Origin of the sequence: Ancylobacter sp. SL191 (assembly GCF_026625645.1) — a bacterium.
GTDB lineage: Bacteria > Pseudomonadota > Alphaproteobacteria > Rhizobiales > Xanthobacteraceae > Ancylobacter.
In genome coordinates, this window is the sequence record NZ_CP113056.1 from 2886596 (window position 1) to 2907275 (window position 20680).

The 20680-nt window shown below is 67.9% G+C and carries 18 protein-coding genes; 12 read left to right on the forward strand and 6 right to left on the reverse strand.

The window, feature by feature from the left end; genetic code table 11:
- Positions 1–7: 7 nt before the first annotated feature.
- The 3 genes from hutG (at position 8) to OU996_RS13160 (ending at position 3169) form a co-directional block, all read left to right on the forward strand.
- Positions 8–823 (forward strand): N-formylglutamate deformylase, encoded by an 816-nt coding sequence (hutG, locus tag OU996_RS13150; RefSeq protein ID WP_267582064.1) that lies wholly within the window; start codon positions 8–10, stop codon positions 821–823.
- A 12-nt stretch (positions 824–835) separates the two neighbouring features.
- Positions 836–2521, forward strand: a complete 1686-nt coding sequence (gene hutU / locus OU996_RS13155) for a urocanate hydratase (RefSeq protein WP_267582065.1) — start codon at positions 836–838, stop codon at positions 2519–2521.
- A gap of 117 nt (positions 2522–2638) precedes the next feature.
- Entirely contained in the window at positions 2639–3169 is a 531-nt protein-coding gene (locus OU996_RS13160; RefSeq protein WP_267582066.1) for a VOC family protein, read from the forward strand.
- Between the two features lie 18 nt (positions 3170–3187).
- Here the strand turns inward: OU996_RS13160 and hutC are convergent, their stop codons facing one another.
- The gene (hutC, locus tag OU996_RS13165) at positions 3188–3919 is read right to left on the reverse strand and encodes a histidine utilization repressor (protein ID WP_267582067.1); all 732 of its coding nucleotides are present in this window, start codon (positions 3917–3919) and stop codon (positions 3188–3190) included.
- 255 nt (positions 3920–4174) lie between these two features.
- Here hutC and recA point away from each other — a divergent pair, with 255 nt between their 5' ends.
- The 3 genes from recA (at position 4175) to OU996_RS13180 (ending at position 10485) form a co-directional block, all read left to right on the forward strand.
- Positions 4175–5251, forward strand: coding sequence for a recombinase RecA (recA, locus tag OU996_RS13170; RefSeq protein ID WP_267582068.1), 1077 nt, complete (start codon positions 4175–4177; stop codon positions 5249–5251).
- A gap of 281 nt (positions 5252–5532) precedes the next feature.
- Positions 5533–8184, forward strand: a complete 2652-nt coding sequence (gene alaS, locus OU996_RS13175; protein ID WP_267582069.1) for an alanine--tRNA ligase — start codon at positions 5533–5535, stop codon at positions 8182–8184.
- A 462-nt stretch (positions 8185–8646) separates the two neighbouring features.
- Positions 8647–10485, forward strand: a complete 1839-nt coding sequence (locus OU996_RS13180) for an ion transporter (protein ID WP_267582070.1) — start codon at positions 8647–8649, stop codon at positions 10483–10485.
- 124 nt (positions 10486–10609) lie between these two features.
- Here the strand turns inward: OU996_RS13180 and OU996_RS13185 are convergent, their stop codons facing one another.
- Positions 10610–11821 (reverse strand): NADP-dependent isocitrate dehydrogenase, encoded by a 1212-nt coding sequence (locus tag OU996_RS13185; protein ID WP_267582071.1) that lies wholly within the window; start codon positions 11819–11821, stop codon positions 10610–10612.
- Between the two features lie 241 nt (positions 11822–12062).
- On the opposite strand from OU996_RS13185, the gene OU996_RS13190 reads away from it, so the two are divergent.
- The 6 genes from OU996_RS13190 (at position 12063) to rpsD (ending at position 17432) form a co-directional block, all read left to right on the forward strand.
- Entirely contained in the window at positions 12063–12905 is an 843-nt protein-coding gene (locus tag OU996_RS13190; RefSeq protein ID WP_267582072.1) for a cycloisomerase, read from the forward strand.
- A gap of 148 nt (positions 12906–13053) precedes the next feature.
- Positions 13054–13890: an RNA methyltransferase gene (locus OU996_RS13195; RefSeq protein WP_267582073.1), complete on the forward strand. Its 837-nt coding sequence runs from the start codon at positions 13054–13056 to the stop codon at positions 13888–13890.
- Between the two features lie 100 nt (positions 13891–13990).
- Complete coding sequence (gene murI / locus OU996_RS13200; RefSeq protein WP_267582074.1) at positions 13991–14929, forward strand: glutamate racemase; 939 nt, start codon at positions 13991–13993, stop codon at positions 14927–14929.
- Between the two features lie 109 nt (positions 14930–15038).
- On the forward strand, positions 15039–16316 hold the full coding sequence (locus OU996_RS13205; RefSeq protein WP_267585710.1) for a lytic murein transglycosylase: 1278 nt from the start codon (positions 15039–15041) through the stop codon (positions 16314–16316).
- A 34-nt stretch (positions 16317–16350) separates the two neighbouring features.
- The gene (locus OU996_RS13210; RefSeq protein ID WP_267582075.1) at positions 16351–16620 is read left to right on the forward strand and encodes a hypothetical protein; all 270 of its coding nucleotides are present in this window, start codon (positions 16351–16353) and stop codon (positions 16618–16620) included.
- A gap of 194 nt (positions 16621–16814) precedes the next feature.
- Positions 16815–17432, forward strand: coding sequence for a 30S ribosomal protein S4 (gene rpsD / locus OU996_RS13215; protein ID WP_267582076.1), 618 nt, complete (start codon positions 16815–16817; stop codon positions 17430–17432).
- 49 nt (positions 17433–17481) lie between these two features.
- On the opposite strand, the gene OU996_RS13220 is transcribed toward rpsD, so the two are convergent.
- The 4 genes from OU996_RS13220 to purL all read right to left on the reverse strand — a co-directional run bounded on the left by OU996_RS13220 (position 17482) and on the right by purL (position 20663).
- Entirely contained in the window at positions 17482–17730 is a 249-nt protein-coding gene (locus OU996_RS13220; protein ID WP_267582077.1) for a hypothetical protein, read from the reverse strand.
- A gap of 62 nt (positions 17731–17792) precedes the next feature.
- Positions 17793–18131, reverse strand: a complete 339-nt coding sequence (gene grxD, locus OU996_RS13225; RefSeq protein ID WP_267582078.1) for a Grx4 family monothiol glutaredoxin — start codon at positions 18129–18131, stop codon at positions 17793–17795.
- A gap of 74 nt (positions 18132–18205) precedes the next feature.
- Positions 18206–18439, reverse strand: a complete 234-nt coding sequence (locus tag OU996_RS13230; protein WP_267582079.1) for a BolA family protein — start codon at positions 18437–18439, stop codon at positions 18206–18208.
- Positions 18440–18452: 13 nt separating this feature from the next.
- Positions 18453–20663, reverse strand: coding sequence for a phosphoribosylformylglycinamidine synthase subunit PurL (gene purL, locus OU996_RS13235; protein ID WP_267582080.1), 2211 nt, complete (start codon positions 20661–20663; stop codon positions 18453–18455).
- Positions 20664–20680: the final 17 nt, after the last annotated feature.

Sequence of the window (20680 nt, forward strand, 5' to 3'; positions counted from 1 at the left end):
GTCGCCCTTGACCCACCCCTTCCTCACCATCCATCGCGGGACCGCCCCGCTGGTGCTGTCGATTCCCCACACGGGCACCGACATCCCGGCGGAGCTGGAGGTGGACCTCGTCTCGCCCTGGCTGGCGCGCAAGGACTGCGATTGGTGGATCGAGACGCTCTACGATTTCGCCGCCGAGCTCGGCGCGAGCGTGGTGCGCACCGCGATCTCCCGCACCGTGATCGACGTGAACCGCGATCCGTCCGGCGTCTCGCTCTATCCCGGCCAGGCGACGACCGAGCTGTGCCCGACCACCACCTTCGACGGCGAACCGCTCTACAAGGACGGCCGGGCCCCCGATGTGGCCGCGCGGCGGGCCGGCTTCTTCGACCCTTATCACGCGGCGCTGGCCGCCGAGATCGAGGCCGCGCGGGCCGCGCATGGGGCGGTGGTGCTCTATGATTGCCATTCCATCCGCTCGGTGATCCCGCGCCTGTTCGAGGGCACGCTGCCCGAACTCAATCTCGGCACCAATGCGGGAGCGAGCTGTGCGCCGGAGCTGGAAGCCGCGCTGGTCGCGCTGGGCAAGGGCACCGGGCGGCCTTTCGTGGCCAATGGCCGCTTCAAGGGCGGCTACATCACCCGCCATTACGGGCGGCCGGAAGCGGGCGTTCATGCCGTGCAGATGGAGCTCGCCTGCCGGGCCTATATGCCGGAACCGCTCGGTCCCGTCGGCCCGGACACTTGGCCCGCGCCCTATGATCCCGCCTATGCCGCGCCGCTGCGCGACAATCTGATCCGCCTCTTAAAGACCGCCATCGCCTTTGCCCGCTCGCGCGCCTGAAGGATCCCGATCATGAGCTCGCCCCGCCTCGACAATTCCCGCACCGTCCGCGCCGCCCGCGGTACCGAGCTCTCCGCCAAGAGCTGGCTCACCGAGGCGCCGCTGCGCATGCTGATGAACAATCTCGACCCCGAGGTCGCCGAGCGCCCGCATGAGCTGGTGGTCTATGGCGGTATCGGCCGGGCGGCGCGCAGCTGGGCCGATTTCGACAAGATCGTCGCCGCTTTGCGCGATCTCGACGAGACGCAGACGCTGCTGGTGCAGTCGGGCAAACCGGTGGGCGTGTTCCGCACCCACAAGGACGCGCCGCGCGTGCTCATCGCCAATTCCAACCTCGTGCCGCACTGGGCGACCTGGGACCATTTCAACGAGCTGGATAAGAAGGGGCTGGCCATGTACGGCCAGATGACCGCCGGCTCCTGGATCTATATCGGCACGCAGGGCATCGTGCAGGGCACCTACGAGACCTTCGTGGAGGCCGGGCGCCAGCACTATGACGGCAACCTCACCGGCAAGTGGATCCTCACCGGCGGCCTCGGGGGCATGGGCGGGGCGCAGCCGCTCGCCGCCGTCATGGCCGGGGCCTGCTGCCTCGCCGTCGAATGCGACGAGACCCGCATCGATTTCCGCCTGCGCACCCGCTATGTCGACGCCAAGGCGCACACGCTCGACGAGGCGCTGGCGCTGATCGAGCAATGGACCCGCGCGGGCGAGGCCAAGTCCGTCGGCCTGCTCGGCAACGCCGCCGAGATCTTCCCCGAGCTGGTGGCGCGCATGAAGGCCGGTGGGATGCGGCCGGACATCGTCACCGACCAGACCTCCGCCCATGACCCGATCCACGGCTATCTCCCCGCCGGCTGGAGCGTCGCCGAGTGGCGGGCCAAGCAGGAGAGCGATCCCAAGGCGGTGGAAGCCGCCGCCCGCGCCTCGATGAAGGTGCATGTCGCCGCCATGGTCGATTTCTGGAACGCCGGCGTGCCGACGCTCGACTACGGCAACAACATCCGGCAGGTGGCGAAGGAAGAAGGTTTTGAGAACGCCTTCGCCTTCCCCGGCTTCGTGCCCGCCTATATCCGCCCGCTATTCTGCCGGGGCATCGGCCCGTTCCGCTGGGCGGCGCTCTCCGGCGACCCGGAGGACATCTACAAGACCGACGCCAAGGTGAAGGAGCTGCTGCCGGACAACACCCACCTGCATAATTGGCTCGACATGGCGCGCGACCGCATCGCCTTTCAGGGCCTGCCGGCGCGCATCTGCTGGGTCGGCCTCGGCGACCGCCACCGGCTGGGCCTCGCCTTCAACGAGATGGTGCGCACCGGCGAATTGAAGGCGCCCGTCGTCATCGGCCGCGACCATCTCGATTCCGGCTCGGTCGCCTCGCCCAACCGCGAGACCGAGGCGATGAAGGACGGCTCGGACGCGGTGTCCGACTGGCCGCTGCTCAACGCGCTGCTCAACACCGCCTCCGGTGCCACCTGGGTCTCGCTGCATCACGGCGGTGGCGTCGGCATGGGCTTTTCCCAGCATTCCGGCATGGTGATCTGCGCCGACGGCACGGATGACGCGGCCCGCCGGCTGGAGCGCGTGCTGTGGAACGACCCCGCGACCGGCGTGATGCGCCATGCCGATGCCGGCTACGACATCGCGCTCGCCTGCGCCCGCGAGCAGCAGCTCGACCTGCCGGGCATTCTGGGCTGAGGCGAGGGGCGGGCGGTACGCGCCTGCCCCTCCTTTTGGAATAGTACAAAACAAGAACATTCCGGTTGCGCGCGCCGCCGACTCGCCCGCATCATGCGGCCTCACAGGAGGCGCGCGATGGCGATCACGGGACGGCAGCGGGTCGGGCAGTTCGGCATGGCGTTGATCGTGCGGGAGGTCGGCGCCGCCGCCGATTTCTACCGCGACGTATTCGGGGCGCGCGAGATTGCCCGCCATTTCGCACCGAACCCGGTGGATGAGCCGCAGAGCGAGGCGGTGTCGGCCGAACTGGAACTCGACGGCGTCTATCTGATGGTGACGCGCGAGAACCCGCGCTTTCGCGAGGCGCCGCGCCCGGACTGGCCGCGCTCGTCCCATTCCACCGGCGCGGCCTCCACCTTTGGCGTGATCTATGTCGCTGATGTCGATGCCGTCTTCGCCCGCGCCTGCGCCGCCGGGGCGCAGCCCACGCGGCCCGGTGACACGCCCGAGGATACCTATTGGGGCGACCGGATGATCCAGATCCACGACCCTTTCGGCCATGTCTGGCGGCTCATGGAGGAGCAGGAGAAGGTGCCGGAAGCCGAGCTCGCGCCCCGTTTCGCCGCGCTCATGGCCTCGCACAAGGCGCGCCGCGCCGCCGGGTGAGGGGCTGCGGCGGCCCTTTCACGGCGCGAAGCGGGCCACGAGGTCGTAGGCGTCGCCGCGAAAGATCTGCCGCACGAAGGTGACGGTCTCCCCCGCGCGCCAGGTGCGGCGCTCGAGGCTCAGGCAGGCCGTGCCCTTGGGCACGCCCAGCGGCTCCGCCAGGCGCGCGGGCACGCCGAGCGCGCTGATGCGGTGCTCCGCCTCTGTCCAGGGCACATGGCGCAGCAGCCAGGAGCCGGGCGGCGTCGCGGCGAAGTCGGCGGCCAGCGCTTCGGGCACGCTGGCAAGGCTGATCAGCCGCTCCTCCACCGCGAGCGGCCGGCCATTGGCGAGGTGCAGGCAGGTGATGTCCAGAACCTGTTGCCCGTCGAGCCCGTGCGGATCGCCCGCCTCGGCGCGGCGCTGGCGTCGCGTGAGCAGGCGGTAGCCATAGGCCTCGCCGCGCGCGGCAACTTCAGCGGGAATGTCGGGGATGCGCAGCACCGCCGAATGGATGCGCGGCTGCGCCACGAAGGAGCCGGCCCGCCGGCGCCGTTCCACCAGCCCGGCCGCGACCAGCCCGGCGATCACCTTGTTGACGGTCATGCGGGCGCAGCCATACTGCGCCATCAACTCGTGCTCGAAGGGGATGCGGTGGCCGGGTGGCCACTCGCCCGACAGGATCCTGCCCTCGAGATCGGCGCGGATGCGCTGGCCGAGCGTCGGCGTCGACCGGTGCGGCGCTTCGGTGAGGGAAGGGGTGTCGTTCACGCCGTGACCTCGGTGCCGGCCCGGCGAATTCGTTTCCCCGCCGGGGCCCTGAAGAGCGTATAGTCTAGCGTCTCGTGTTGATATGTATAGACATTTCGACCGCGCCGTGCCGGCGGACGGATGCACCTGACCTTCGGGTGCGCTCCACCGCCTTATCTGCGGCGATGGCGATGAGAACATATTGCGAACAGAGAACAAACCGGATACATTCAAGGAAATCCCGTTCACCCCTTGCGTGCAACCCGGAGCCCGGCAATGACTCAAGCGAGTTTGCGACTCGTCGAAGGATCTTCCATGGACAAAGCCAAGGCGCTGGACGCCGCCCTTACCCAGATCGAGCGCCATTTCGGCAAGGGCTCGATCATGCGCCTGGGCAAGAACGACAAGATCATGGAGATCGAGACGGTCTCCACCGGCTCGCTCGGGCTCGATATCGCGCTCGGCATTGGCGGCCTGCCGCGCGGGCGCGTCGTCGAGATTTTCGGGCCGGAATCCTCGGGCAAGACCACGCTCGCTTTGCACACCATCGCCGAAGCCCAGAAGAAGGGCGGCGTGTGCGCCTTCATCGACGCCGAGCACGCGCTCGACCCGATCTATGCCCGCAAGCTCGGCGTCGATCTCGACAATTTGCTGATCTCCCAGCCGGATGCCGGCGAACAGGCGCTGGAAATCGCCGACACGCTGGTGCGCTCCGGCGCGGTGGATGTGCTGGTGGTCGATTCGGTCGCCGCGCTCACCCCGCGCGCCGAGCTCGACGGCGAGATGGGCGACAACCAGCCGGGCATGCAGGCCCGCCTGATGAGCCAGGCGCTGCGCAAGCTGACCGCCTCGATCAACCGCTCGCACACCATGGTCATCTTCATCAATCAGATCCGCATGAAGATTGGTGTGATGTATGGCAGCCCGGAAACCACCACCGGCGGCAACGCGCTGAAATTCTACGCCTCGGTGCGCCTCGACATCCGCCGCATTGGCTCGATCAAGGAGCGCGAGGAAGTGGTGGGCAACCAGACCCGCGTGAAGGTGGTGAAGAACAAGCTGGCCCCGCCCTTCAAGCAGGTCGAGTTCGACATCATGTATGGCGAGGGCGTCTCGAAGATGGGCGAGCTCATCGACCTCGGCGTCAAGGCCGGCGTGGTCGAGAAGTCCGGCGCCTGGTTCTCCCATGACAGCCAGCGCCTCGGCCAGGGCCGCGAGAACGCCAAGAACTTCCTGCGGCAGAACCCGGAGATCGCCGGCCGCATCGAGGCGACCATCCGGCAGAATGCCGGCCTCATCGCCGAGCAGATCCTCGCCGGCGAGCCGGGCGAGGAAGACGACACCGAGGGCTGAGCGGTCCGCGCAAGGCTGAGTGTCCCGCGCCGCAGGTCGCGCGGGACATAGGCTGCGGGACATCTGGCGCGGCACGACCGGTGCGCGGGATGGCCTGCCGGAGGAACCCCACCGGGTGATCGTCCCCACCGCAGCGGCGCCCGCGCGTAACCATGCGGGCGCGTGCCCGCGCGGCCTTTCTGGACAAGGCGAGGGGGCCTCGTTAGAACCGTCTCGCGCCGCCGGGCGCGGGCCGGATGCTCTCCAGCGCCGGCTGCCTTCTCCTTCTTCGGACTGGTTTCATGAGCGGCGTTAACGAGATTCGTTCGACCTTTCTCGACTATTTCGCGAAGCACGGCCACCAGGTGGTCGACTCCTCGCCGCTCGTGCCGCGCAACGACCCGACCTTGATGTTCACCAATGCCGGGATGGTGCAGTTCAAGAACGTCTTCACCGGCATCGAGAAGCGGCCCTATTCGCGCGCCGCGACCTCGCAGAAATGCGTGCGCGCCGGCGGCAAGCACAATGATCTCGACAATGTCGGCTACACCGCCCGGCACCACACCTTCTTCGAGATGCTCGGCAATTTCTCCTTTGGCGACTATTTCAAGGAGAACGCGATCGAGCTCGCCTGGAACCTGATCACCCGCGAGTTCGAACTGCCGGTCGATAAGCTGCTGGTCACCGTCTATTCCGAGGATGACGAAGCCTTCGGCCTGTGGCGCAAGATCGCCGGCCTGCCGGAATCCAAGATCATCCGCATTCCGACCTCCGACAATTTCTGGCAGATGGGCGATACCGGCCCGTGCGGCCCGTGCTCGGAGATCTTCTACGATCACGGTTCGCACATCCCCGGCGGCCCGCCCGGCTCGCCCGATCAGGATGGCGACCGCTTCATCGAGATCTGGAATCTCGTCTTCATGCAGTTCGAGCAACTGCCCGGCGGCGAGCGGGTGAGCCTGCCGCGTCCCTCCATCGACACCGGCATGGGGCTGGAGCGCGTCTCGGCGGTGCTGCAGGGCACGCATGACAATTACGAGATCGACCTCATGCGCGCGCTCACCGGCGCCGTCGAGGAGATGACCGACGTGCCGTCCAATGGCCCGCAAAAGGCCAGCCACCGTGTCATCGCCGACCATCTGCGCGCCGCGACTTTCCTCGTCGCCGATGGCGTGCTGCCCTCCAATGAGGGGCGCGGCTATGTGCTGCGCCGCATCATGCGCCGCGCCATGCGCCACGCCCAGCTGCTCGGCGCCCGCGACCCGCTGATGCACCGTCTGGTCCCCGTGCTGGTGCGCGAAATGGGCCGGGCTTACCCCGAGATCGTGCGGGCCGAGGCGCTGGTCAGCGAGACGCTGCGTCTGGAAGAGACCCGCTTCCGCAAGACGCTGGAGCGCGGCCTGTCCATCCTCGAGAGCGAGAGCGAGGGACTGGGCAGCGGCGCCAAATTCTCCGGCGATACCGCCTTCAAGCTCTACGACACCTATGGCTTCCCGCTCGACCTGACCGAGGACGCGCTGCGCGCCCGTGGCGTGAGCGTCGATGTGGAGAGCTTCAACGCTGCCATGGAGCGCCAGCGCGCCGAGGCCCGCGCCTCCTGGGCGGGTTCCGGCGAGGCGGCGACCGACGCCATCTGGTTCGGCGTGCGTGATGATGTGGGCTCGACCGAGTTCCTCGGCTATGAGACCGAGACCGCCGAGGGCGCGGTGACCGCGCTGGTCAGCGATGGTCGGCGCGTCAAGGCGCTGGAGACCGGCGCGCGCGGCCTCGTCGTGCTCAACCAGACCCCCTTCTATGCCGAGAGCGGCGGCCAGGTCGGCGACACCGGCCGCATGACCGGCGATGACGGCGTCACGGTGCGCGTCATCGGCACGCAGAAGAAGCTCGGCGACATCTTCGCCCATGAGGTCGAGGTCGAGAGCGGCACGCTCGTCGTCGGCGCGGCGCTGGCGCTCAGCGTCGACGCTGCCCGCCGCGGCGCCATCCGCGCCAATCATTCGGCCACCCATCTGCTGCACGAGGCGCTGCGCCGCGTGCTGGGCGACCATGTCGCGCAGAAGGGCTCGCTGGTGGCGCCCGATCGCCTGCGCTTCGACTTCAGTCACCCCAAGCCCCTCGACGAGGCGGAGCTGCGCGCCGTCGAGGACATCGCCAACGCCGTCGTGCTGCGCAATGAGCCGGTTACGACGCGCCTGATGGCGGTCGATGACGCCATTGCGTCGGGCGCGCGCGCGCTGTTCGGCGAGAAATATGGCGAGGAGGTGCGCGTGGTCGCCATGGGCACCGATCCCGGCAATGGCGCGCCCTATTCCATCGAATTGTGTGGCGGCACCCATGTGCGGCGCACCGGCGATATCGGCCTCGTCAGCGTGCTCGGCGAGAGCGCGGTCGGCGCCGGCGTGCGCCGCATCGAGGCGATGACGGCCGACGGCGCGCGCCATCATCTGTCCGGCGAAAGCCGGGCGCTGCACGCCGCGGCGGCGGCGCTCAAGGCGCCGGTCGGCGAGGTCGAGGCGCGCATCGCCCAGCTGGTCGAGGAGCGGCGCCGGCTCGAGCGCGAGCTCGGCGAGGCCAAGCGCAAGCTCGCCATGGGTGGCGGCGAGGCCGGCGAGGAGCCGGTGCGCACGGTCGGTGCGGTCAAGCTGATGGCGCGCCAGGTCAGCGGCATCGACCTCAAGGATCTCAAGAGCCTGGCCGATGAGGGCAAGAAGCGCCTCGGCTCCGGCATCGTGGTGATCGTCGGCGTGACCGAGGACGGGCGCGCCGGCCTCGTGGTCGGCGTCACGGACGATCTGACCGCCAGCTATGACGCGGTGGCGCTGGTGCGCCGGGGCGCCGAGGCGCTGGGCGGCAAGGGCGGCGGCGGCCGGGCCGACATGGCGCAGGCCGGTGGCCCCGACGGCGCCCGCGCTGGCGAGGCGCTCGCCGCCATCGAGGCCGCGCTGGCGGGGTGATGGCCGAGGCGGGCGACTATGGCCGGAGCCCGCGCCACGGCGCGCGACAGAGCGTCGGGCCGTGCGAAACCTGCCTGCTGTACAGCCGTCGCGCGTCCGCCGTCGCGTCGTGGCACTGGAAGGGGTGGCGGCGCGATCGTCACGCAATGCCTGCGGCCGGTCGCCGGTCCGCCGGCGCCGCGTCGGTTCCGTGCCGACGTTCGGGGGCGCAGCCGGTTGGTCCGCCGTGACAGGAACGAGCCGGGTATCGTCAATGCCTGAGGATCATCAAGGCAGCGGGGTGGCTCTCGTGGCATGATGGAACCTCGGCGTGGTCAACGATGAGTTGGCTGAGTCGGCGCATGTTTTCGGCGCGCGGGCGATACGCGGGGCAGCGTCAAACCGTGCCGTTGTCGCGGCGGCAGCAAAAGGCAGGGCGGCGTCGGGCTCGCCGTTGCGGTGTGATGGGGCAGGGAGGCCGGAATGACGGCCCACAAGACGGGCAAGGACGCGGCGGGCAAGGACGCTGCGGGCAAGAGCCGCGGTTCCAGTAAAGCCACGTCGCACCTGGCCACCGACGACGTGGTGGCTGAAGATGTGACGGCGGAAGGCAACGCAGCGAAAGGCGTCGCAGCCAAGGACGTGGCGGGGAAGGGCGTTTCGCCCGTGGATGATGCCGCAGGCGGGGTCTTATCCACCGACGCGTCATCCGGTGACCGACCTTTGGGAGACGTGCCGTCCGTCATTGGCCGTTCCACCGGCGCATCGTTCAAGGGCGGTTCGTTGAAGGACGGCGCGGCCACGAAGATCGGAGCCAGTTTAACCTCCTCCGGGGATGCCGCCTCCGGCGCAGCGCCCTCCGGGGAGCCCATCTCCAGGGCAGTGTCGTCCACCGATGGTGCTTCGATCCTGGGTGTGCCCCACGACGGCGCGAATGCCTCCCCCGTGGCTGCGCCGGGCTCCGGCGAGGCGGCGACCGTTCATGGCGCCGCGACGCCGGAAGGCCCGGCGGTTCGGCCCAGTCCGACGCGTCACCATGCGCCAACCGGCGAGGCGGCGGCCAAACATGCGCCGGCCCGGCAGGAGGTTGCGCCCGGCCCGGCTGGCTGGTGGGTGGCGAAGCGGCGGCGCTGTTACGAGATCCTCGAGCGCGATGCCGCTCATGACCGCATCGCCGAGCGGGTGAATATCGCGCTGATCGTGCTGATCGTGCTCAATGTCGTCGTTGCCGTGCTGGAGACGGTGCCGAGCCTCTTGCTGCGCGACATGCCGTTCTTCCGCAGCTTCGAGATCATCTCATTGGTCCTGTTTGCGCTGGAATACGCGCTGCGCCTGTGGTCAGCGCCGGAGAATCCGCGCTATCGCGGGGTTCCGGCCGGTTGGGCAAGGCTGCGTCACATGGTGACGCCCGCGGCCATCATCGATCTCGTCGCCTGGCTGCCCTTCCTCATCTCGATGCTCTTCCATGTGGAACTGCGCACGCTGGCGATCTTCCGGCTGCTGCGCTTCGTCAAGCTGGCGCGCTACTCGCCGGGCATGCAGTCGCTGCTTGAGGTGCTGCACCGCGAGCGCCAGTCGCTGATGGCCTGTTTCTGGTTGCTGGCGGCGTCGGTGCTGATCGCCGCCTCGGCCATGTATGTCGCCGAGGGCAGCGTCCAGCCGCAGCATTTCGGCTCGATTCCCGCCGCCATGTGGTGGGCGATGACCACGGTGACGACGGTCGGCTATGGCGATACCTACCCGATGACGCCCGCGGGCAAGGTGATCGCCAGCCTCACCATGATTACCGGCATCATCATGATCGCCCTGCCGGTCGGTATCATCGCCACGGCCTTTGTCGACGTCATCAAGCGGCGCGATTTCGTCATCACCTGGGGCATGGTGGCTCGCGTGCCACTCTTCGCCGATCTCGATGCGGTGGGGATTGGCGAGATCCACAAGGCGCTGTCGGCCCATGTGGCGCAGCCGGGCGAGGTGATCGTGCGGCGCGGCGAGACCGCGCGCTCGATGTACTTCATCGCTTCGGGCGAAGTGCTGCTGGAATTCCCGCATGAGAGCGTCGTGTTCACCGAGGGGCAGTTCTTCGGCGAGATGGCGCTGGTGCACTCGGCCAAGCGCGCCGCCACGGCGCGGGCGCGCACGCGCTCCATGCTGCTGATGCTCGACGCGGCGGATCTGAGCGAGATCATCCACCGCCACCCCGAAATCGGGGCGCGCATCGCGGCCATGGCGCGGGATGTGGCCGGGCCGCATCCGCTGGCGCGTCGATCCGATATCGCCAGCGGCGAGATCGGCCAGGAAACGGGAGAGGGGACGGGCTGAGCCGCGAGGGGTAACGGCGCCACATGTGGTGCCGTCGTCGGCGCCGACCCCGCAGGCACGGGGAAGCGCCGTGCTTCAAGGTGGAACCGGGACGCGTCATGACGCGTCCCGGATGGTCATCGCCTCAGGCGAGAGCCTTCTGCAGGTTCTCCGAGATCTTGTCGAGGAAGCCGGTGGTGGAGAGCCACTTCTGGTCCGCGCCGACGAGGAGGGCGAGATCCTTGGTCATGTAGCCGCTCTCGACCGTGTCGACGCACACCTTCTCCAGCGTGGCGCAGAAATTGGCGAGCTCGGCATTGTTGTCGAGCTTGGCGCGGTGCGCGAGGCCGCGGGTCCAGGCGAAGATCGAGGCGATGGAGTTGGTCGAGGTCTCCTTGCCCTTCTGGTGCTCGCGGTAGTGGCGGGTGACGGTGCCGTGCGCGGCCTCGGCCTCCACGGTCTGGCCATCCGGCGTCATCAGCACCGAGGTCATCAGGCCGAGCGAGCCGAAGCCCTGCGCGACGATGTCCGACTGAACGTCGCCATCATAGTTCTTGCACGCCCAGACATAGCCGCCGGACCACTTGAGCGCCGAAGCGACCATGTCGTCGATCAGGCGGTGCTCGTACCAGATCTTGTGCTTCTCGAACTCAGCCTTGAATTCTTCATCGTAGATCTTCTGGAAGATCTCCTTGAAGCGGCCATCATACTGCTTCAGGATGGTGTCCTTGGTGGACAGGTAGACCGGATACTTGCGCATCAGGCCGTAATTCAGCGAGGCGCGGGCGAATTCGGTGATGGATTCGTCGATGTTGTACATCGCCATCGCCACGCCGGAGTCCTGGTACTTGTAGACCTCGTGCTCGATCACCGCGCCGTCGTCGCCGACGAACTTGATGGTGAGCGTGCCGGGGCCGGGCACCTTGAAATCGGTCGCGCGGTACTGGTCGCCAAAGGCGTGGCGGCCGACGATGATCGGCTGGGTCCAGCCCGGTACCAGGCGCGGCACGTTCTTGCAGATGATCGGCTCGCGGAAGATCACGCCGCCGAGGATGTTGCGGATCGTGCCGTTGGGCGAGCGCCACATCTTCTTCAGGTTGAACTCGGTGACGCGGCCCGCATCCGGGGTGATGGTGGCGCATTTGACGCCCACGCCCACGCGCTTGATCGCCTCGGCCGCATCGATCGTCACCTGGTCCTCGGTGGCATCGCGGTTCTCGACGCCGAGGTCGTAATACTCGAGGTCGATGTCGAGGTACGGGTGGATCAGCTTGTCCTTGATGTACTGCCAGATGATGCGGGTCATCTCGTCGCCGTCGAGTTCGACGACGGGATTCTCGACCTTGATCTTCGCCATGGGTTCCTACCTCGCACGGATGCAGCTTCGTAATGGGGCCTCGGCGCCGGTCCGCGCGGCCGCCGCCGGTGAAGGCGTGATACCGCGCCGCAGCGTCAAGCGAAAGCGCGGTGCGGCACGACTTTGGCGGTAAATCGTCAAACGCCTGTCGTGGCAGCTTCATCGGCCGCTGTTAGCCCCCTCGCGGATCTGCCGCGATGCACCTGCGGGGCGCGCGCGGTCACTCGGGGAGACCAAGACCATGTCGCGCCGTACCTCTGTCAGCCTTGCCCTCCTGCTGGCCACCCTGTGCGCCGGCGGCGCCGCCGCCCAGGAGCAGCGCCCGGCCGCCGAGACGCTCACCCGCTTCGAGGTTCCCGAAGCCCGGCAGGCCGTCGCCGTGTCGGACCGCTTTTTCTACGCGATCGACAACCGCACTTTGGTGAAGCTCGACAAGACCACCGGCAAGGCCGTGGCGAAATGGGAGGGCCCGAAGGCCGGGCCGATCCTGCATCTCGACAGCGGCGTGGTGCGCGACGGCAAGCTCTACACCGCGCATTCCAACTACCCGGACTGGCCGATGACCTCCTCGATCGAGGTGTGGGACGCCGAGACGCTGAAGCATCTGGAAAGCCACAGCTTCGGCATTGACCGCGGCTCTTTCACCTGGCTCGACCGTGATCCCCAGGGCCGCTGGTGGGGCGCCTTCGCCAATTACAACCGAGTGTTCGACAAGAGCCCGGTCGCCTATGGCAACAAATACGCCACCCAGCTCGTGCGCTTCAACGCGGACTGGAGCGTCGCCGAGGCCTTCGTCTACCCCGATGCGCTGGTTGCCAAATTCCAGGACATGAGCAATTCCGGCGGCGCCTTCGGGCCGGATGGCCGGCTCTACATCTCCGGCCACGACAATGCCGAGCTCTACGTCGTCGCCCCGCCGGAGATGGGGGCGGTGATGGTGTGGCAGGAGACGATTCCCCTCGAGATCGCCGGGCAGGGCTTCGCCTTCGACCCGGCCCAGCCGGGTGTTGTGTGGGGGATGATCCGCGGCAAGGCCGGGGCGGCCAGCCAGGTGACGGTGAGCCGCCTGCCGCCCGCCAAATGAGCGCAGGCGGCGCCCGCGCGGCTGCGTGGACCTGTGCGGGCGCTTAGCGATTTCACTCCTGGAGGAAATGCTCTAGGAGGGCGGCCATGAACGCGCCGCTCGCCCTGTCCCATTTCCGCACCTCCCTCGCTGCCATGGGGGCCGCCCGATGACCGGCGCCGGCACCAATCGCAGCCTCGACTGGCCCGAGGGTGGGCCGGTCGTCATCCTCGTCGAGCCGCAGCTCGGTGAGAATATCGGCTCGGCCGTGCGGGCCATGGGCAATTTCGGCCTGACGCGGCTGCGCATCGTCAACCCGCGCGAGGGCTGGCCGAACCCCAAGGCGGTGACCTTCGCCTCCGGCGCCGACCGCATTCTGGAAGAGGCGCAGATCTTCCCGGACCTGCGCGCGGCCATCGCCGATCTCAACTTCATCGCCGCCGCCACCGCCCGCGAGCGCGGGATGCAGAAGACGGTGATCGGCGCCGACGATTTCGCCGTCGAGGCCGGCACGCGCATCAAGGGCGGGGAGAATGTCGGGCTGCTGATCGGGCGCGAGCGCACCGGGCTCTACACCGAGGAAGTCTCGCTCGCCGACGTGATCCTCACCTTGCCGGTGAACCCTGCCTTTGCCTCGCTGAATCTCGGCATGGCGGTGGCGGTGATCGCCTATGAATGGTTCAAGCACGCCTCGGGCGGGGCGCTGCCCTTCCAGCAGCCGGACCGCTATCCGGTGGCCGACAAAGCGGACCTTCTCGCCTTCTTCGATCATGTGGAGCACGAACTCGACGCGGCGCTGTTCTTCCGCTCGCCGCAGAAGAAGCCGGTGACGATCCGCAACATCCGCAACATCTTCCACCGGGTTGGGCTGACGCGGCAGGATATCGCCACGCTGCACGGCATGGTCACCGCGCTGGTGGAAGGGCGCGGCCTGCGGGCGGCGCGCACCGCCGCGCGGCTGAGCGGCCAGAAGGCGCCGGCCGATGACGAGGGCGACGCCGGCTGAGGCGTGCCGCATTTCGGCGGTCGAGACCGCAACGCTCCGTTTACCAAGATGCGCCACACTGGGATGCGCCATAATCCCGCCTGGGATGGAGAACATTCAGATGCGCATCGAGGCTTCAACCGGCCCGGCATCCACCGGCCCCATCGGCGTCTCGTCCCCTCGTGCCAATGGGCCGTCCCGCGTGTCGTCGCCGCCGCTTTCCCCCGAAACCCAGCTGCCGAGCGCGCTGCGCGCGCCGACCATACTCGTCTTCGATTCGGGGCTGGGTGGGCTCTCCGTGTTCCGCGAGCTGGCGCGGGTGCGGCCCGATGCGCGCTTCGTCTATGCCGCCGATGATGTGGCCTTTCCCATCGGCTCCTGGGAGGAGGGCGCGCTGCTGACCCGGCTGGTCTGCGTCATCGACGCGTTGATTGCCCGTGTGCGGCCCGATGCGGTGGTGATCGCCTGCAACACCGCCTCGACGCTCGTTCTGCCGAGCCTGCGCGCGCGCCATGCCATTCCCTTCATCGGCACGGTGCCGGCGATCAAGCCGGCCTGCGAGAGCTCGCTCAGCCGGCAGGTGAGCGTGCTGGCGACACCGGGCACGGTGAAGCGCGACTACACCCAGACCCTCATCCGCGACTTCGCCGGCAATTGCGCGGTGACGCTGGTCGGCTCGACGCAGCTCGCCGCGCTCGCCGAGGCCGCCATGGCCGGTGAGAGCGTGCCCGACGAGGCCTTTGCCGCCGAGATTGCCCCCGCCTTTGTGCGCGCCGGCAAGGCGCGGACCGACGCGGTGGTGCTGGCCTGCACGCATTACCCGCTGGTGCTCGACCGCCTCCAGAAGGTCGCGCCCTGGCCGGTGCGCTGGATTGATCCGGCGCCGGCCATCGCCCGGCGCCTTGCCGCGCTGCTCGGCCCCACGGCCTTTGCCGCGAGCCCGGCGCCGCTGAGGCTGTTCTCGACCGGGCGGCCGCTCGATTCGCGGCTGGTGGAGACCATCATCGGCCGCGCGGCGCGGGCGGGTGAGGTGCTGCCGGTGGCGATGGCGGCGGCCTGAGTCGCCCTGTCGTACGACCGGCCCGGCTTCCGGCCTTGCCGCTGCCGCCTTAGCCGCGCAGCATGCCGCATCGGCAAAAACTGCCCGCAAGGATTCGTCCGTGACCTGTTTGCGCGTGCCGCCCGCGACCCACGTCTCCGATGGCACGGCGCCGGAAGGCTGGACCCGCCGCCACTTTCTCCTTGCCGGCGCCGCGCTGGCCGGCGCGGGTGCGCTGGGCATCGATGCGGCGGACGCGCAGCAGGCCGACAAGCCCTTCGAGGTCTGGGTCGCCGAGTTTCGCGCCCGCGCCCGTGCGCGCGGCATTTCCGATGCGGTCTATGACAAGGTCACGCGCGGGCTGGAGCCGGACACCTCGGTTTACGCCAAGGACAGCGGCCAGCCGGAATTCCGTGAGCAGCTCTGGCAATATCTCAACCGCCGTATCTCCGAATGGAGGCTCAATACCGGCCGCGCGGCGGCGCAGAAGAACGCCGCGCTGATGAAGCGCCTGCAGGGCGATTTCGGCGTCGAGCCGGATGCGCTGCTCGGCCTGTGGGGCATGGAGAGCGCCTTCGGCGAACTGGTCGATGATCCCGACCATATGAAGCCGGTCTTCCCCTCGCTCGCCGCGCTCGCCTGGGGTGAGCCGCGCCGGCGCAAATACTGGGAGACCGAATTCCTCAACGCCTGCGCCATCGTCCAGCGCGGCTGGGCGCAGCCGGATGAGATGCAGGGCTCCTGGGCCGGCGCCATGGGGCATACGCAGTGGATGCCCGAGGTCTGGCTCAATCTCGGCGTCGATTATGACGGCAACGGCGTGCCCTCGCCCTATTCGGTGCCGGACGCGCTGGCGGGCTCCTCGCGCTATCTGATCCAGCGCGGCAACTACCAGCGCGGCCTGCCCTGGGGCTTCGAGGTGCGCATGGACGGCGTCTCCGAGAATCTGGCGGACAACAAGACGCGCCGCAGCGTCGCCGACTGGGCCAAGGCCGGCGTCACCCCGGCCGGGGGCGGGCGCTTCGACCTGCCGAAGGCGACCGCGCGGCTCTGGGCCCCCGTAGGACCGGAGGGGCCGTGCTTCCTGCTGACGCAGAATTTCTACGCCGTGCGCAGCTACAACCCCTCGATGAACTATGCCCTCGCCGTCTGCCATCTCGGCGACCGGGTGCTGGGCGGCGCGCCCTTCATCACGCCGTTTCCGGGCGGCGAGCGCGCGCTCACGCTCGCGGAGATCCAGGAGGTTCAACGTCGCCTCACCCGCGCCGGCTTCGACACGGGCGGGGCGGATGGGCGGGTGGGCAACATGACCATGCGCGCGGTGGCCGATTTCCAGAAGAAGATCGGTCTGGACCCCGACGGCTATGCCAGCCTTGATGTGCTGGCGGCGCTGCGCAAGGGGCGGTGAGGGGCTATGGCTCGGCTGTGTCCCGTGAAAACAAGTGGAATCAGTCGGTCGCGCGACCTATATTCATGTCATGGGCGCGATACCGTTCGATACGCTGAAACTCGCGAGGACGTTGCGGGATAAGGCTCACTTCACGGCCGAACAGGCCGAGGGTGTTGCCGATGCCCTTGCGGACGCTTTTCAGGATCGTGTCGCCACCAAGGACTATCTGGCGCTGCTTGAGCAAAGGCTGACGATCAAGATCGGCGGTATGCTGGCTGTGGCGGTCGGTGTGCTCACGGCCTTCCTCAAGCTCGCCAGCTGAAACCCCCGCACCCTTGACCTTCCGGCCTTTTGCGACTATCCACCCGCTCACGCACGGGGTCGGCAACGGCCCCGTGTTACGTTTCACGCACCCGTGGACCTGACCGGCGCGTTCGGACAGGGCCTGTCACTTCCCGCAAGGGAGGAGAGGAGGGGGCGCGATCCAAACCGCAACCTTGCGAAGAGGACCAGCGCATGAGCAAGCGCGTTTCGGCCAAGCACAAGCTTGACCGCCGTATGGGCGAGAATATCTGGGGTCGCCCGAAGAGCCCCATCAACAAGCGTGAATACGGCCCGGGCCAGCACGGCCAGCGCCGCAAGGGCAAGCTTTCCGACTTCGGCGTGCAGCTGCGCGCCAAGCAGAAGCTCAAGGGCTACTACGCCTCGATCGGCGAGAAGCAGTTCCACGCGATCTATGTTGAAGCCTCGCGCCTCAAGGGCGACACCGGCGCCAACCTGATCGGCCTGCTGGAGCGCCGTCTCGACGCGGTCGTCTACCGCGCCAAGTTCGTTCCGACCGTCTTCGCCGCCCGCCAGTTCGTGAGCCACGGCCACGTCAAGGTGAACGGCCAGCGCGTCAACATCCCGAGCTACAAGGTCAAGGTCGGCGACGTGATCGAGGTCAAGGAAGCCTCGAAGCAGCTCGCCCTCGTCATCGAGGCCGCCGCCTCCGGTGAGCGCGACGTTCCGGACTATCTGGAAGTCGACGGCCACAAGATGACCGCCAAGTTCGCGCGCGTGCCCGAGCTCAACGAGGTGCCCTATCCGGTCGTGATGGAGCCCAACCTCGTGGTCGAGTATTATTCGCGCTGATCCCAACGGATCGCGAGAGACGAAAAAGCCGCCCCTCGGGGCGGCTTTTTTATTTTCCGCCCTGAAGCACGATCAGGACAAAGGCAGTACCTGCGATTGCCGCGGGAAGCAGGACGAAAAGCGCGGGGGCCAGCCAGCTCGCCAGCGCCGCCGAGCGATAACGCCCGAACCCGGCGAGCACGGGAGCCGCCACGATCATGATGGCGCCCAGAAGCGGAATCCCCGCCACATGAAACTTCGCAAGCGGCGGCAGTTGATCCGCCTTCCCTGCAAGCGCGGGCAACCCGAAAGCGATCACGATCGCAGCCGTCGCGGCTGTTCCTGCCGCGATAAGCCCGATGGCCAGGTACCTCGACAGCCTCACGCCGTAGCGCGGCCGGCGACCACGACGCCCTTTTCTTCCAGCAGCGTCTGCAGCTCGCCCGCCTGGTACATCTCGCGGACGATGTCGCAGCCGCCGACGAACTCGCCCTTGACGAAGACCTGCGGGATGGTCGGCCAGTTCGTGTACTCCTTGATCCCGTTGCGGATCTCGTCGGAGTCGAGAACGTTGATGCCCTTATAGTCGACGCCTAGCAGGTTGAAGACGTGCGCCACCTGGCCGGAGAAGCCGCACATGGGGAATTGCGGCGTGCCCTTCATGAAGACGACGACGTCGTTGCTCTTCACCTGGCTGTCGATGAAATCATGGATGCTCATGGCATTGCCCTTCTGGCGATCCCTGGCGGGAAAGTGGTGGAGCGGCGCGGGCGCGTTAAGCGACGTCGCCGCGTTCAGTCCGGCACATTGGTCTGGAGCGCGAGGGCGTGCAAGATGCCGCCCATCTGCCCCTTGAGCGCCGCATAGACCATCTGGTGCTGCTGCACGCGGCTCTTGCCGCGGAAGCTCTCCGAGATGACGGTTGCGGCATAGTGATTGCCGTCGCCGGCGAGATCACGAATCTCCACCGAGGCGTCCGGTACTCCCTCACGGATCAGCCGTTCAATCTCGGCCGCTTCCATCGCCATGGATGATGCTCCCTCACACCATGCCCGCGCCCATATAGATGGGCAGCCAGGCCTCATGCCGCTCGCGCAGTGCGTCGACTACAATTGGGCGCTCGCCCGGAATATTCAATCGGTCGCCGGCGGTCGCGCCGATCTTGGCGAGGGTGACGCCCGCCACCTCGGCCTCCCGCAGAACCTGCGCCTTCTCGCCGCTGGCGACGGTGATGACGTAGCGCGCCTGATCCTCGCCAAACCAGTAGGCGTGCGGATTGATGCCCTCCGGCGCGACGAGGTTCGCGCCGATGCCGGACGCCATCGCCATCTCGGCGACCGCCACCAGCAAGCCGCCATCGGACACGTCATGCACGGCGGTGACGAGGCCGGCCTGGATGAGGGCGCGGACGAAATCGCCGTTCTTGCGCTCAAGCTCCAGATCCACCGGCGGCGGGGCGCCGTCTTCGCGGTTGAGGATCTCGGAGAGGAAGGCCGACTGGCCGAGCCAGCCCGTGGTCGCGCCGACCACGAAGATCAGCTCGCCGCTCGCCTTGAAGGCCAGCGTCGCCATGGTGTTGATGTCGTCGAGCACACCGACACCGCCAATGGTCGGGGTCGGCAGGATGCCGCGCCCATTGGTCTCGTTGTAGAGGCTGACATTGCCCGACACGACCGGGAAGTCGAGCGCCAGCGCCGCCGCGCCGATGCCACGCAGGCAGCCGACGAGCTGGCCCATGATCTCCGGCTTCTCGGGATTGCCGAAGTTCAGATTGTCGGTGATGGCGAGCGGGCGGGCGCCGACGGCGGTGATGTTGCGCCAGGCTTCCGCCACCGCCTGCTTGCCGCCCTCGAACGGGTCGGCCTCGCAATAGCGCGGGGTCACGTCACAGCTCATGGCGAGCGCCTTCGGGCCGTTCTCGACCCGCACCACGGCCGCGTCGCCGCCGGGGCGCTGGGCGGTGTTGTTGAGGATCAGGTGGTCATACTGCTCCCAGATCCAGCGCTTGGAGGCGAAGTCAGGCGAGCCGATCAGGCGCTCCAGCGCGCCCGGAATGGTCGCGGAGATTTCCAGCGCGGCCGGGTCGATGCGCTGCTGCTTGGGCGTCTCCACCCACGGCCGGTCATAGAGCGGGGCCTCGTCGCCCAGTTCCTTGATCGGCAGGTCGGCCTTGACCTCGCCCTTGTGCTTGACGACGAAGCGCAGATTGTCGGTGGTGTGGCCGACAATGGCGAAGTCGAGCCCCCATTTGCGGAAGATCGCCTCGGCCTGCTCTTCCTTGCCCGGCGCGATGACCATGAGCATGCGCTCCTGGCTCTCGGAGAGCATCATCTCGTAGGCGCTCATGCCCGTTTCGCGGCAGGGCACGTTGTCGAGCTCCAGCTCGATGCCGAGATCGCCCTTGGCGCCCATCTCGACCGCCGAGCAGGTGAGGCCGGCCGCGCCCATGTCCTGGATCGCGACCACGCAGCCCGCTTCCATGATCTCAAGGCAGGCTTCCAGCAGCAGCTTTTCGGCGAAGGGGTCGCCAACCTGCACAGTCGGGCGCTTTTCCTCCGCGCCCTCGCCGAACTCGGCGGAGGCCATGGTGGCGCCGTGGATGCCGTCGCGGCCGGTCTTGGAGCCGAGATAGACCACAGGCAGGCCGACGCCGGTCGCCTTGGCGTAGAAGATCTTGTCGGCATCGGCGAGGCCGACCGCCATGGCGTTCACCAGCGGGTTGCCGTCATAGCGGGTGTGGAAGCCGACAAGGCCGCCGACCGTCGGCACGCCGAAGGAATTGCCATAGGAGCCGATGCCACCGACGACGCCGGCCACCAGATGGCGGGTGCGGGGGTGCTTGGGGTCGCCGAAGCGCAGCGCGTTGAGCGCGGCGATCGGGCGGGCGCCCATGGTGAACACGTCGCGCAGAATGCCGCCCACGCCCGTCGCCGCGCCCTGATGGGGCTCGATATAGGACGGGTGATTGTGGCTCTCCATCTTGAAGACGGCAGCCTGGCCGTCGCCGATGTCGATGACGCCGGCATTCTCGCCCGGCCCCTGGATGACCCACGGCGCCTTGGTCGGCAGGCCCTTCAGGTGCAGGCGCGAGGACTTGTAGGAGCAGTGCTCGTTCCACATGGCCGAGAAGATGCCGAGCTCGGTGAAGGTCGGCTCGCGGCCGATGAGCTTCAGGATGCGCGCGTACTCGTCGGGCTTGAGGCCATGGTCGGCGACGAGCTCGGGGGTGATCTTCGGTTCGGAGGAGGTCATGCGGGCCGTCTTACGTT